We start from the raw sequence: 13,906 nt of genomic DNA, 5'->3' as shown, positions 1-13,906 counted from the left end.
GGGCGGGGAGTGCGTGCTCCGAGTCCCACCCAATCGGAATCGTGGCAGAAACAGAGCGCTCAGGGGACGTCTTCGGCCCGCTGTGTCCCTCACTCTTGATCACACGTCGCTGATTCGCCCGATCGCCCACGGGACGCAGGAGCCCGTGCTCACCGGCTCGGCGAGGGTGCACTGGACGCTTGTTGCTGCCGTGGCGATCGTACGCGGCCGCGGGCGCCGTGGCCGCACGCGGTCACCACATGAACGGCCATGTGGTCGGGCGTCAACGGCGTGTTGCCACCCGTTGCTACCAGCGGAACGTGCGCATACGCAGAGCGTGTCGCAGGCGGGCCGTCCTGGCGCGGCGGGGCTGCACACGGTCACGCAGTTCCCGGGCCTCCGTCAGCTCGCGCAGGAACCGGGCCCGGCGCCTCCTGCGCTCGGCCTCGGTCTCCTGCTGTTCGTCCCGCCGGTCCTCCCGCTGTTCCGGGAACCCCTCGTCCACGTCCGGCATAGACCCACCACCCCCAGCCAGTTCTTGCCACCTTCCCCTGGGCGGGCGGTTTGATGCGGACGCGGGGACGGTCGAGCGCGTCGGTGGCCCGGATACCCTGATGGGCATGCGTCTCCACGTCGTCGACCATCCGCTGGTCGCCCACAAGCTCACCACGCTGCGCGACCAGCGCACCGACTCCGCGACCTTCCGCCGGCTGGCCGACGAGCTGGTCACCCTGCTCGCCTACGAGGCCACTCGCGACGTGCGCACCGAGGCGGTCGACACAGTGACCCCGGTCGCCCCCACCACCGGCGTCAAACTCTCCCACCCGCGCCCGCTGGTCGTGCCGATCCTGCGCGCCGGTCTCGGCATGCTGGACGGCATGGTCCGCCTGCTGCCGACCGCCGAGGTCGGCTTCCTGGGGATGATCCGCAACGAGGAGACGCTCCAGGCCTCCACGTACGCCACGCGCATGCCCGAGGACCTCTCCGGGCGCCAGGTGTACGTGCTCGACCCGATGCTCGCCACGGGCGGCACCCTGGTCGCGGCGATCCAGGAACTGATCAAGCGCGGCGCCGACGACGTGACCGCGGTGGTGCTCCTCGCCGCCCCCGAGGGCGTCGAGGTCATGGAGCGCGACCTGGCGGGCACTCCGGTCACGGTCGTGACGGCGTCCGTCGACGAGCGGCTCAACGACAACGGGTACATCGTGCCGGGGCTCGGTGACGCCGGGGACCGGATGTACGGGGCGGCCGAGTAGGGCTGCTCCCCTGTTCCCTGTGCCCTGGGCGCACTGTGCCCCGGGTGCAGGGCCGGTGCAGGACCGCGTCCGGGTCCCTCAGCAGCTCTTCCGGGCCGTCGGGGTGGGCGTCGGGGTCGGCTCGGTGAGGGCGGTCAGTGCCTTGTCGGCGTCCGCCTCGCGGGCGAGCGACGTGAAGCCGGTGCCGATGACGAGGTCCACCTCGGTGGCCTTCGTGCGGGCGTCGGTCCTCAGCTCGGCGCCCGGAAGCTGGGTGCGCACGACCGACAGTGCCGCGCCGGTGGCGGCCTTCGCGCCGAGCAGTACGGCGGGGCCGTCGACCTTCTTGTCGTACTCCTTGGTCGCGTTGCCCACGTCGCCGATGCGGAAGCCGCGCTTCTTCAGCTCGTCGGCGGTCTCCTTGGCGAGGCCGGTACGGGTGGTGGCGTTCAGGACGTTCACGGTGATCCGGGTGGGCTCGGGCAGGGCCTTCGCGGTGGCCGTGGGGGACGGGCTCGCCTTGCTTCCCGCCTGTGTCCTGGGCTCGGTCGAGCAGTCCGCCTTCGCCCCGCTCGCCGCGGCCTGGTCGCCGCCGCCCGTGAAGATGTCGATGAGCTGCAGGGTTCCCCAGCCGGTCAGCCCGACCAGCGCCATGGACGCGACGACCGTGAGAACGAGCCTGCGGCGCCTCCGGGGGCGGCGCATCCGTGGGTACTTGGCCCCCGTGATCCGGTACTGGCCGCCCATGCCGGGAGGAGTCAGCATGCTCATGGGCGCAGCGTAGTGCGCCGGGGCGGAGATGCCTACTAGATGATCATTACCCGGGGGACGGTCCAACCGAAAGGGCCAACCGGCCGAGCCCGGCTCAGTTGCGGCTGGGGCTCTTGGAGCTCCTGGGGCGCTGGGCTCAGTCGAGTTCGAGTACGCGGGCGTGCAGCACCTGGCGCTGCTGGAGTGCCGCGCGGACGGCGCGGTGGAGGCCGTCCTCCAGGTACAGATCGCCCTGCCACTTCACGACGTGCGCGAAGAGGTCGCCGTAGAACGTCGAGTCCTCGGCGAGCAGCGTTTCCAGGTCGAGCTGGCCCTTGGTCGTCACGAGCTGATCGAGGCGGACCGGGCGCGGCGCGACATCCGCCCACTGCCGGGTGCTTTCCCGGCCGTGGTCGGGGTACGGCCGGCCGTTTCCGATGCGCTTGAAGATCACACGGAAAGCCTACCGGCCCAGACGTTCCGGGCGCAGCCATGGCGGCGGAGTGCGACGCCGGAAAAGACGTGATGAACCTGGGCGAAGTGTGTGAATTCTCCGAGACCGTCCAGCGTTTCCGGGCTCGGCGGCACCGTTAACGGAGGACTGACCCGAGGGGCAGGGAGGGTGACGTGGGGTGGTCGGGGGAGGGCACCGTCACACCGTGTGCGGAACCCGGTGAACCCGGTTGCGGATCTGGACGGCCGTGATGATCTCGGCGGCACCGACCACGATGAGCCAGCAACCGGTGACGAGGGCGAGGACGGTGAGCGACTCGAAGGGGGAGGTGATCAGGACGATCCCGGCCAGGAAGCTCACGAAGCCGAGGAGGATCTGCCAGCCGCGGGCCGGCATCGTCCCGTCGGACGCGGCGGCCAGCGCCTGGGTCAGGCCGCGGAAGAGCAGGCTGATGCCGATCCACAGAGCGAGCAACAGGACCGACTGCATCGCGCCCCGGAAGCAGAACAGGCCCAGCAGGATCGACAGCGCCCCGCTGACGAAGGCCAGGACGCGCAGCGAGGTCGCCCTGTGGGTGCCGAAGGCGGACGCCAGGTGGAGGACGCCGCTGAGGAGGAGGTAGAGGCCGAAGAGCACCCCGGCGGCCAGCAGTGAGGCCCCCGGCAGGACCAGGATCAGGACGCCCAGGAGGAGGGAGACGAAACCCGCGAGCAGCACCGCCTGCCAGGCCGTGCGCGAGAGCAGGTGCAGGGGGCCTTCGAGCGGGGCCTCGGGCGGTCTGCCGGGGGTGTCGTACGGCGTTGAGGGGGCGTGCGGGGGGCGGGCGGCGTGGACCCGGCGGTCGTCGTACGCCGGGCCCCAGCGGGAATTGCTCGGTGGCTCGGTCATGGTCCATGGTCGGGCCGGGGGAGAGCACGGTGCCATCCGGGGCGGGCCATGCAGGTGGAGGTGCTGGGGCCGGTGGCGGAAGTGGCGCCTGCCGGACGACGCCGCTTTCGCCACGCGCCCTGGGCCCTGGGCCTAGGTGCCGGAGGCTTTCGTCGCCTTGGCCGCCGCCTTCAGTTGCTGCTTGTGCGCCCGGACCTTCGCCAGGGACTCCGGGCCGGTGATGTCGGCGACCGAGGGGAAGGAGTCCGGTTCGCCGTACGCGCCCGCGGCCTCGCGCCAGCCCTCCGGGCGCACGCCCAGCTGCTTGCCCAGCAGGGCCAGGAAGATCTGGGCCTTCTGAGCGCCGAAGCCGGGGAGTTCGCGAAGGCGCCCCAGGAGCTCCTGCCCCGTGCCGGCCCCGTGCCACACGGCGCTCGCGTCCCCGTCGTAATGCTCCACCAGGTACTGGCACAACTGCTGTATCCGCTTCGCCATCGACCCCGGATAGCGGTGCACCGCCGGCTTCCGCGCGAGCAGGGCGGTGAAGGCCTCCGGGTCGTACGCGGCGATCTCCTCCGCGTCGAGGTCGTCCGTGCCGAGCCGCTGGGCGATGGTGGCCGGGCCCTGGAACGCCCACTCCATCGGAATCTGCTGGTCGAGCAGCAGGCCGACGAGCGCGGCGAGCGGACTGCGCCCGAGCAGTTCGTCGGCCTCGGGGTCCTGGGCCAGGTGCAGGGTGACGTTCATGGCTCAAGGATCGCCCGGCGCGCCGATGATCGCCCGGCGGAGCCACGCCGGGTCGGGCAGCGGGGACATGACCGCCGGTCAGTAACCTGGTCCGGTGACTCCCGACGAGCTCGTCGACCACTACGGGCTGGAGCCCATCCCGCGCGAAGGCGGCCGGTTCCGCCGTACGTGGGCGGGGCCCGAGCGCTCCGACGGCCGGCCGGAGGGCTCGGCCATCGTCGCCCTGCTCACCGCCGAGCCGGACGACTTCTCGGCGCTGCACCGGCTGCCCTCGGACGAGGTGTGGCACTTCTACCTCGGTGACCCGCTGGAGCTCCTGCTGCTCGCACCGGACGGCTCGTCCCGTACGGTCCTGCTCGGCCCGGACGTTCTCGGCGGCCAGTGGGTGCAGTACACCGTGCCCGCCGGGACCTGGATGGGGGCGCGGGTCCGCGCGGGCGGCGCCTGGTCGTTCTTCGGGTGCACGATGGCGCCGGGGTTCACGTACGAGGGGTACGAGCACGGCGACGCGGCCGAGTTGGCGGCGCGTTATCCGGCGGAGGCCGCCCGGATCGCGGAGCTGGGCCGGTCATGAGCGACGACGGGCTGCTGGCCGGGCAGGTCGCGCTGGTCACGGGTGCCGGGGGCGGGATCGGCCGGGGGATCGCGCTGCGGTTCGCGGCCTCGGGGGCCGCGGTCGCCCTGCACCACCGGGCGCGGGGCGTGGACGACCTGGTCGAGCGCGTACGGGAGTCCGGCGGGCGCGCGATCGCCCTGCGGGCCGATCTGACGGACGAGGACGCGTGTGCCCGTCTGGTGCGCGACGCGGCCGAGTGGGGAGGCGGGCGGCTGACGGCCCTGGTCAACAACGCCGGGGTGCAGCCCGTCCAGGCGCTGCCCGGCATGACCCTCGCGGACTGGCGCTCGGTGGTGGACACGAACCTCGCCGGCGTGTTCGCCTGCACACAGGCGGCCGCCGAGGTGATGCGGACCGGAGGCGGCGGCTCGGTGACGCACATCGCCTCCATCGAGGCCGGCCGGCCCGCCCCGTTGCACGCCCACTACTGCGCCGCCAAGGCCGCCGTCGTCATGCACGCCCGCTCGGCGGCGCTGGAGTACGGGCCGTACGGGATCCGCGTCAACACCGTCTCTCCGGGGCTGATCGCCCGGGACGGGCTGGAGGAGGACTGGCCGGAGGGCGTCCGCCGCTGGCAACGGGCCGTCCCCACGGGCCGGTTGGGCCGTCCCGAGGACGTCGGCGACGCCTGCGTCTTCCTCGCCTCACCGATGGCGTCGTGGATCACCGGGCACGACCTCGTGGTGGACGGCGGGGTGTCGGCGCGGCCGACCTGGTGACGCGGGGGCCTGCCGGGCCGGCCTGCCGGGCTCCTTCACCCGGCCACCGGAACACGCGACCTCCTGAGCACTCGACCTCCTGAGCACGCGGCCTCCTGAGCACGCGGCCGTCCCCATCCGTATGTATACGACAGCCATGTACGACGGATCCGGAGACATGACGTGGGCCGACCGAGCGGTGAGGGGCGAGATGGCGGACGACGAGGCGACGGAGCACTCCCCGGACGGCAGGGGCGGCACGGACGGCGCGGGCTTCAGCGCCTGGTGCTGCTGGGCACCGTGCTGGTCCTGTTCCTCCTCGGCGGCGCGGGAACGGCGTCCGCGCACGCCGCGTTCCGCGACAGCGACCCCAAGGACGGAGTAGTCCTCAAGTCCGCGCCCCGGCAGGTCACCCTCACCTTCACCGAGTCCGTGAGCCTCCTCGACGACTCCATCCGCGTTCTCGACCCGGAGAACCGCGCCGTGGAGACGGGCGAACCGAGCCGCGTGGGCAAACGCTCCGACACCGTCCGTGCGACGCTTCCGGCCGGCCTGGACGACGGCACGTACACCATCGCCTGGCGGGTCGTCTCGGCCGACAGCCACCCGGTCTCCGGGGCCCTGATCTTCTCGATCGGCGAGCCGTCCGCGACCAGGGCCGTCGCCACCACGCCGACGGAGGACCCGATCGTCGCCTCCCTCTACAACATCGCCCGGTACGTCGCGTACGGCGGCCTCGCGCTCCTCATCGGCGTGACCGTCTTCACGGCCCTGCTCGGCGGTGTCGAAGCGGCGCTGCGCACGCTGCTCCTGGCCGGCTGGTCCGCCCTGCTCGCCTCCACGGCGGCCCTGCTCCTCCTGCGCGGCTCCTACGAACGGGGCACCGGCGTCACGGAGGTCCTCGACCCCTCCGTCCTGGCGGACACGGCCACGACCAGGCCGGGCCTGGCGCTGCTGGCCCGCCTGGTTCTGCTGGCGGGGGCCTTCTTCTGCATACGGTTCATACGGGGAGCGGGCGTCGTACAGGGCGTCGGGGCCGTACGGGAAACCGGGCCCCGTCAGAAGGCGGTGCTCGGCGCCGGGGTCGCCCTCTCCGTCGGCCTGGCGCTGACCTGGGCCGCCGCCGAGCACGCCTCCGCCGGTATCCAGGTCCCGGCCGCGATGACGTCCTCCGTTCTGCACCTGCTGGCCATGGCGGCCTGGCTGGGCGGTCTGACGGCGCTGCTCACCGTCCTGTACCGCGCCCCCGAGAGCCTCTCGGCCACCGTGGTCGCCCGGTTCTCCCGGCTCGCCTTCCTCTCGGTGACCGTGCTGGTCCTCACGGGCGTGTACCAGTCCTGGCGCGGCCTCGGCTCCTGGGCGGCACTCACGGAGACCACGTACGGCAAACTCCTGATCGCCAAGCTGTGCGCGGTGCTCCTGCTGCTGACGGCCGCGGGCCTCTCACGGCGCTGGACGGCCCGGTGGGTGACGGCGGGCGTACGGGACCGGGAGCCCGAGAGGGAAACAGTGCAGGTGGAGGCGCGGGTGCCCGAGCGGGTGGGCGGCGGCCCGACGGAGACAAAGACAGACACCGGCAGCGACACCCACACCGACACCGGCACGCACACCGACACCGACACCGGCACGCACACCGACACCGACACCGGCACCGGCACGGACCTCGACAACGACACCGGCACCAGCACCAGCACCAGCACGGACCCCGACCCCGGCCCCCACACCGACGCCCATCGCCTCGCCCTCCGTCGGTCGGTCCTCGCGGAGTTCGCCGTCGCCGTCGTGGTCATGCTGATCACCACGGTGCTCACCGTGACGCTCCCCGGCCGGGCAGCGGCCGAGTCGGCGGAATCGGGGGGCTCGGCCGGTACGACGGCGCCCGGCGCACCCACCGCCTCCAGCAGCCTCATCCCCTTCGACGTCGGTACGCCGAACGGCCACGGCAAGGTCCAGCTCGACCTCGGTCCCGGCACGGTGGGCAAGAACTCGATCCAGGCGGTGATCTTCGGCCCCGACGGCGGTATCGCGACCGTTCCCGAGATGCGCGTGACCTTCACCCTGCGGGCCCAGGACGTCGGCCCCATCGACGCCAAGCTCACCAACAGGGGCGGCTACTGGGCGACCGACACCCTCCGCCTCCCCCTCCCCGGCACCTGGACGATGAAGATCACCATCCGTACGACCGACATCGACCAGGTCACCGTGGAGAAGAACGTGCGCGTTTCCTAGCGGGCAGTGCTCTGGTCGGCGAACTCCCCCGCCGTGGGCCGACGCGAGGCCCTCATCGCCTCGTCGACGTCGGTCAGGGGGCGGAGCCGGTAGGTGTACGCGTAGTCGCGGTTGGCGAAGAGCTTGTACTCGTCGTGGGTGTGCGCGCCCCAGCTGTTGTCTCCGCCGACGCCCATCTGCCGGTGGTTGAGGCGCAGGACGACCTCGCTGCGCGGGGTGAGCTGGTAGTCGTGGCGCGCCCCGGACGACAGGTCCTCCGGGGTGAAGTGCGAGGCGTTGACCTCCAGCAGCGGCTCACCGGAGACGAGCAGCCCGGCGCCGCTCCGGTCGGTCAGCGCGATCCAGCGGACGTCGGTCTTGTTGCCGTTCTCCTGGGGGCGGATGTACGGGGTCCACTGCCCGGAGACGGTCCCGGAGTACACGCCGACATCGGTGCCGTTGTTGCGGTCCCAGTGGTTCTCCTCGGGCCCGCGGCCGTAGTAGCGCAACTGCTCCAGGCGCCCCGGCAGAAACAGCAGCGTGCCGACCTCCGGGATGTACGGCAGGGAGGCGGCGCCCGGGTGCAGGGTGTTGTCGACCTTGATCTCGCCGTTTCCGAACACCGTGTACGTGGTGCTGTACGTGGACTCCACGGTGGTGGGCAGCGTGCCGCTGACCTTGATCTCGACGGCCTTGATCTCGGCGGCCTCGTCGCGGAGGGCTCGCACGCTCACGTCCGTCACCTGGCGCCGGGCGCCGGCGTCGCGCCAGGTCCGGTTGCGGGTGTGCTGGCCGTTGCCGTGGTCGTTGTCGGTGGGCGCACGCCAGAAGTTGGGAGCGGGCCCGGAGGTGATGAGCCGGGTGCCCCCGGCCTCGTACGAGGTGATGACGCCGCTGCCCCTGTCGACGGTCACGGAGAAGCCCTTGCCCTTCACCGTGATGTCCCCGTCCCCGCCCGCGTCCTCGTACCGCAGTGCGGGCACGCTCCGGAGCGGTACGGGCGTCACGGACGGGCTGTCGGCGTCGACGGGGAGCTGCTGCTTGGCCACCTCGAAGCCGGCCTTCGCCCACTTGGTGGCTTCCTTGGTGGTGAAGGACAGCTGGAGGAAGTACTCGGTGCCCGGCGTCGGGTTGTCCGGCAGCCGGACCGGCACCGTGATGTCCTTGCTGCTCAGCGGCGCCACGTCCAGCTGGGAGCGGCTCAGCTTCCCGTGCCGCACCACCTCGCCGTCGGCGACGAGCTCCCAACGGCCGTCGAACTCGCGGAGGTTGGTGAACAGGTTCTCGTTGGTGAGGGTGACCGCCGCTCCGGAGGCTGCCACGACAAGGGAGTCACCGGAGGCCGGTGCCGCGCCCACGGTCTGGTAGATCTGCTTGACCTCGGTCGCCTTGCCGGTGTGGGCGCGGTCGGCGGTGACGATGCCGTCCGCGACGAAGGCCCCGTCGTTGGGGTTGTCGCCCCAGTCGCCGCCGTACGCGAAGAAGGTGCGCTCACGGGGCCGCTCCTCCTTGACCTCGACGGTGGCCGCGTCGAACCAGAACCGCACGCCGTCGTCACCCGGGCCACGGCTCTCGGAGGCCAGCTCAGCGGCGCTCAGCGCACGGGCGTACACCCGCGCCCGCCGGATCGTGCCGCTGAACTCGCGGGTCGGGTTGTCCACGTCGAAGGCGAGCGCGAGGGGCGCGGCGTTGCTGCCGGGTCGCTGCGTGGTGGTCCGCGTGGCCTTGACCGCACCGTCGACGTAGAGGGTCAGCGTGCCCGCGTCCGCGTCGAAGACACCGGCGATGTGGTGCTCGCGGCCGGTCCAGCCGTCCGGGAGGGCCCAGCTCGCGGTGATCCACTGGCCGCCGCCGTGGATGAAGAACTCCACGTTCCTGTCCGACTGCTTCAGGGCGTACTGGGTGTCGCCCTTGGCGAGGATCGGCTGGTGGCCGCCGGTCACCTGCGGGGTGACCCACGCCTCCAGCGTGAGCGAGCCGGTGAGGTCGAGGCGCTCGTCGCGGGCGAAGACGGTGTCGCCGGAGACACCCTTGTCCCGGGTGAAGCCGGCGCTCGCGGGGAGGACCTCACCGCGCAGTGAGCCGGGCCCGGACTCGGTGAGGATCGTGCGCGCCGGAGTGGGCCAGCTCAGGGACTGGTCGACGAAGTCCCAGATCCAGCCGCCCTGGAGGACGTCGTGGCGGCGGATGATGTCCCAGTACTTCTTGAAGTTGCCGTTCGAGTTCCCCATCGCGTGGGAGTACTCGATCATGACGTACGGCCGGGTGTCGGAAGTGTCCTTCGCGCGCTGCTCGACGCGGGCCGGACTCTCGTACATCTCCGACCGGATGTCGCTGATCGTCGGCCGGTCGTCGCCCTCGTACTGGATGACGCGTGTCGGGTCGTACGAGCGGATCCAGTCGTGCATGGCGACGAAGGTGCTGCCGCCCCCGGCCTCGTTGCCGAGGGACCAGATGACCACCGAGGCGTGGTTCTTGTCGCGGTGGACCATGTTCTGGGCCCGCGCCACGCACGCCTTGGTCCAGTCGGCGTGGTTGCCGGGGTACTCGCCGCGGATGCCGTGGGTTTCGAGGTTGGTCTCGTCCACGAGATAGAGGCCGTACTCGTCGGCGAGTTCGTACCAGAGCGGGTTGTTGGGGTAGTGCGAGGTGCGGACGCTGTTGATGTTCATCCGCTTGATGACCTCGATGTCCTGGACCAGGTCCGCGCGGGTGAGGGCCGTGCCGCGCTCGGGGTGCATCTCGTGCCGGTTCGTGCCGCGGAAGGACACGGGCTTGCCGTTGATCCGCATCAGCCCGTCCCTGAGCGCGAACTCGCGGAGCCCGACCCGGTGCGAGAGGGTCTCGATCACCTTGCCGGCCGGGTCGCGCAGGCGCAGCACGGCGGTGTAGAGGTTCGGGTGCTCGGCGGACCAGAGCTTCGGGGAGGGCACGGCTCTGGCGGCCCGCACGGTGACGTCGTCACCTGCGGGGGCCGACCCGAGGTCGACGGTCTGCTGCAAGGGCCGTGACCAGACGGCGTGCCCGCGGGAGTCGTAGAGCTGGGTCTCGACGGAGTACGTTCCGGAGTCCCGGGTGGAGTCGCCGTAGGCGCGCACGCTCGCGGTGACGGACAGCTCGGCGGCGGTGTAGTCGTCGCTCAGCGGGGTGTCCAGCTTGAAGTCGCGCAGATGGACGACCGGAGTGGAGTAGAGATACACCGAGCGGAAGATCCCGCTCAGCCGGATCATGTCCTGGTCCTCCAGCCAGTCCCCGTCGGAGTAGCGGTACACCTCCACGGCGATCTGGTTGGTGCCGGACCTGAGGTACGGGGTGATGTCGTACTCGGCGGGGACGTACGAGTCCTCGGAGTACCCCACCAACTCCCCGTTGATCCACACGTAGTGCGCGGACTTGACCCCTTCGAAGTGCAGGAACGTCCGCCGCCCCGCCCAGTTCCGGGGAACCGTGAAGGTGCGCCGGTACTGCCCCACGGGGTTGTAGCGGGTGGGCGCGGCCGGCGGCTGGGCCTCCTCGCCCAGCCCGTTCGGCCCCCACCACGGGTAGGTGATGTTGACGTAGATCGGGAAGTCGTAGCCGTGCAGCTGCCAGACGGAGGGGACGGGGATGCTGTCCCAGTCGCTGTCGTCGACGTCGGTGCGGTAGAAGCCGGTGTCCCGGTCGTCGGGCCGGTCCGCGTAGGCGAACCTCCACGTCCCGTCGAGGGTCATCCGGTACGGGGAGCGCGTGCGGTCGCCGTCGAGGGCCTGTCTGACGTCCGCGTACGGCATGAGTGTGGTGTGTGGCGGCTGGGTCCCGACCTGGAAGAGGTCCATGTGGCCGTTCCACTCCGGGGTGCCGTCGGCCGCCGCGCGGGGGCTCGGGAGGGCCACGGCGGACGACTGGGCCAGGGCGAGCGCACCGAGAACGGCGGCTCCGCCCTCCAGGAGGCGCCGACGGCTGACGACGGGTCGTTGGAGGGGAGAGACGGGTGAGCCGAGCCGGCTGTGCGAGCTGGACTGGCTGTGCGAGGTGTGCGCGTCGTGCGGGTGCGGCATGACCGTGGCCTTCCTCGGTATGACAGCGCCCCGCACGAACTGAGGGGGCATCGGATCTGAGCCGGTCAGGGCGGTGAACGGCTCGACTCTCCGTGCAGGGCGGGAGTTGATGTCGAGTCAGATCTCAACTGCTGATGTCGGAGGCGACTGCTGAGCCCGCCTCACCCTAGAACCCGAACAGAACCCGAGCAATGTCTCCGTCGAGGTTTGTGTGTTTCTGATGGGTGGGCGAGGCCGACAGCGGTCGCCGGACGACATGAGGACAGTCCTGCCGCCGCACTCGACGTGTCGTTCTCAAAAGCAAAGCCCAGGTAAACACAGGAAGATCCGCGGCGACGCGACCTTGATCGCGGAGTATTGAGCCCCGTGGCGTGCGGTGCGGCACTGAGGGCGAGATTCCCGTGACGCGCTGCATCAGTACATACGACAACGTTAAAATTTGCTGCATGAACGCACGGCTGGCCCTGCTCAGCGCGGTGGATCAAGGTCTCGCGGAAAGTGAGGTCTTCCGGCTGGCGCTCCAGCATGCGGTGGGCGAGCTGGGCGCCCTCGGAGGAACGATTCATCTGCGCGGCCCCATGTCCGCGCTGCGCCTGGTGTCGGTGACCGGCCTCCCTCCCGTTCTCACACGCACATGGGAGATCGTCGACCAGGAGGGCCCGCTGGCCCCGGCCCGCGCCCTGCTCCAGGGCAGTGGCGTGTGGGTGCCGCTCACGTCCCCCGGGCACGCGGTGCCGGAAACCACGGGCGACGGTGACATTGCGTGGCCCGGCTCCGGCCTGGTCTCCCTCCCGCTGTTCAGCGGGGAACGCGGCATCGGCGCGCTCACCGTCCTGACGGGCGACCGGGGCGAGCCCAGCCCGGAGCAGTGGGACTTCCTCCGGGCCCTCGTCGCCTGGACCGAGGAGCGCATGGCTCAGGCGCCGCCACCGTCCGGACCCGCACAGGCCGATCGGGAGGACGGCGAGCGCCTGCGGCAGGCGCTGAAGGAGGTCAGCGTCGGCTCCTGGGACTGGAACATCCAGACCGGAGACCTGATCTGGGACGAGGCCGCCCTGGAGCTCTACGGCACCAGGCCGGCCGACTTCACCGGCAAGATCGAGAACTGGATGAGGATCGTCCACCCCGACGACCTGGCGCCGACGCTGGCGGCGGCGCAGCAGGCGATCAGGGACCACGGCGTGTACGAGGCCGAGTACCGGGTGCGCAAACTGGACGGCTCCTGGGGCTGGACCCGGGCCCGTGGCAGGGCCACGTACCACGAGAACGGCGAACCGTTCCGGATGATCGGCGTGGGATGGGACAGCAACGAGCCCCGTACCACCGTTGACGCGCTCAGCAGGGCCCTGCGCCACATGAGCGACGGCTTCCTGGCGGTGGACGCCGACTGGCGGATCACGTTCGCCAACGTGGAGGCGGAGCGCGCGCTGGGCTTCTCCGAGGAGGAGCTGTTCGGGCGCGTCCTGTGGGAGCTGCCCGCCGCACGGCAGGTCCCGGGCCTGGAGAGCCGCTGCCGGAAGGCCGCGGCCGAGGACAAGCCCACCAGCTTCGACGTGTGCGGGCCGGACGACGGACGCCGCTACCATCTGCGGCTGGTCCCTGGCCCCGCGGGCCTCACCCTCTACGCCACCGACGTCACCGAGAGGCGGCGCCTGGAGGACGAGCGCCGGGCGGCCGACCGGGCGGCGGCCGAGCGTGCGGCCCGGATCGCGGAGCTGACGGCGGCACTCGCCAAGGCGACGACCTCACAGGACGTGGTGGACGCGGTCGCGCAGCGGGTGCTGCCACCGTTCGACGCCGTCGGACTCATGGTGCAGGCCATAGAAGGGGACCGGCTCCTCGGTGTCGGTGCCGTCGGCTACGCGGAGGGCTTCCTCGACCGCGTGAACAGCCGCGCCACAGCGCACACCAGCCCGTCCTGGAGTGTGGTCGCGTCCGGAGAACCGGCGTTCCTGTCCTCGCCCGAGGAGTACGCCGCGTACGCGCCCGACCACGCCGACCTCCCCGGGATCGCCCACAAGCAGGCCTGGGCGTTCATGCCGCTGACAGCGTCCGACCACACGTTCGGGGTGTGCGTCGTGTCCTGGGACCGTCCGCGCCTGCTCACCGCCGACGAGCGCTCGCTGCTGACCACGATCAGCGCCCTCGTCGCACAGGCCCTGGAGCGGGCCCGGCTCTACGACGCCGAGCACTCCCGGTCCCGTGAACTCCAGCGCAGCCTGCTCCCCCGGGACCTGCCCGACCTGCCCGCCTGCGTGGCCGCCGCCCGCTACCTCCCCGCCGGGCAGGGCATGGACGTGGGCGGCGACTGGTAC

General features: G+C 71.4%; 11 protein-coding genes. 5 read left to right on the top strand and 6 right to left on the bottom strand.

Going from position 1 to position 13,906, the window contains the following annotated elements; all coding sequences use genetic code 11:
* Positions 1-286 precede the first annotated feature (286 nt).
* On the bottom strand, positions 287-493 hold the full coding sequence (locus IE262_RS29455) for a hypothetical protein (protein WP_189877938.1): 207 nt from the start codon (positions 491-493) through the stop codon (positions 287-289).
* A gap of 106 nt (positions 494-599) precedes the next feature.
* Between IE262_RS29455 and upp the strand changes: the two genes are divergently transcribed.
* On the top strand, positions 600-1,235 hold the full coding sequence (gene upp / locus IE262_RS29450) for a uracil phosphoribosyltransferase (protein WP_189877936.1): 636 nt from the start codon (positions 600-602) through the stop codon (positions 1,233-1,235).
* Positions 1,236-1,313: 78 nt separating this feature from the next.
* On the opposite strand, the gene IE262_RS29445 is transcribed toward upp, so the two are convergent.
* From IE262_RS29445 to IE262_RS29430, 4 genes are all read right to left on the bottom strand, one after another.
* On the bottom strand, positions 1,314-1,961 hold the full coding sequence (locus IE262_RS29445) for a LytR C-terminal domain-containing protein (protein WP_189878131.1): 648 nt from the start codon (positions 1,959-1,961) through the stop codon (positions 1,314-1,316).
* A gap of 160 nt (positions 1,962-2,121) precedes the next feature.
* Complete coding sequence (locus IE262_RS29440; protein ID WP_003999914.1) at positions 2,122-2,418, bottom strand: type II toxin-antitoxin system VapB family antitoxin; 297 nt, start codon at positions 2,416-2,418, stop codon at positions 2,122-2,124.
* 198 nt (positions 2,419-2,616) lie between these two features.
* Positions 2,617-3,306, bottom strand: coding sequence for an HdeD family acid-resistance protein (locus tag IE262_RS29435; protein ID WP_189877934.1), 690 nt, complete (start codon positions 3,304-3,306; stop codon positions 2,617-2,619).
* Positions 3,307-3,438: 132 nt separating this feature from the next.
* Positions 3,439-4,032, bottom strand: coding sequence for an HhH-GPD-type base excision DNA repair protein (locus IE262_RS29430; RefSeq protein WP_189877932.1), 594 nt, complete (start codon positions 4,030-4,032; stop codon positions 3,439-3,441).
* A 94-nt stretch (positions 4,033-4,126) separates the two neighbouring features.
* Here IE262_RS29430 and IE262_RS29425 point away from each other — a divergent pair, with 94 nt between their 5' ends.
* From IE262_RS29425 to IE262_RS29415, 3 genes are all read left to right on the top strand, one after another.
* Entirely contained in the window at positions 4,127-4,606 is a 480-nt protein-coding gene (locus tag IE262_RS29425) for a cupin domain-containing protein (RefSeq protein ID WP_134039981.1), read from the top strand.
* The gene (locus IE262_RS29420) at positions 4,603-5,367 is read left to right on the top strand and encodes an SDR family NAD(P)-dependent oxidoreductase (RefSeq protein WP_134039980.1); all 765 of its coding nucleotides are present in this window, start codon (positions 4,603-4,605) and stop codon (positions 5,365-5,367) included. Before IE262_RS29425 ends, IE262_RS29420 begins: the two co-directional genes overlap by 4 nt.
* A 264-nt stretch (positions 5,368-5,631) precedes the next feature.
* The gene (locus IE262_RS29415) at positions 5,632-7,575 is read left to right on the top strand and encodes a copper resistance CopC/CopD family protein (RefSeq protein ID WP_189878129.1); all 1,944 of its coding nucleotides are present in this window, start codon (positions 5,632-5,634) and stop codon (positions 7,573-7,575) included.
* On the opposite strand, the gene IE262_RS29410 is transcribed toward IE262_RS29415, so the two are convergent.
* Positions 7,572-11,591 (bottom strand): glycoside hydrolase family 2 TIM barrel-domain containing protein, encoded by a 4,020-nt coding sequence (locus tag IE262_RS29410; RefSeq protein WP_189877931.1) that lies wholly within the window; start codon positions 11,589-11,591, stop codon positions 7,572-7,574. The genes IE262_RS29415 and IE262_RS29410 overlap by 4 nt on opposite strands.
* Positions 11,592-12,037: 446 nt before the next feature.
* On the opposite strand from IE262_RS29410, the gene IE262_RS29405 reads away from it, so the two are divergent.
* A partial coding sequence (locus IE262_RS29405; protein ID WP_189877929.1) for a PAS domain-containing protein occupies positions 12,038-13,906 on the top strand: 1,869 nt, incomplete at its 3' end.

Source organism: Streptomyces bluensis (assembly GCF_014650715.1).
In the GTDB taxonomy this organism is placed as follows: Bacteria; Actinomycetota; Actinomycetes; order Streptomycetales; family Streptomycetaceae; genus Streptomyces; species Streptomyces bluensis.
This window is presented reverse-complemented; position numbering and strand designations above follow the sequence as displayed.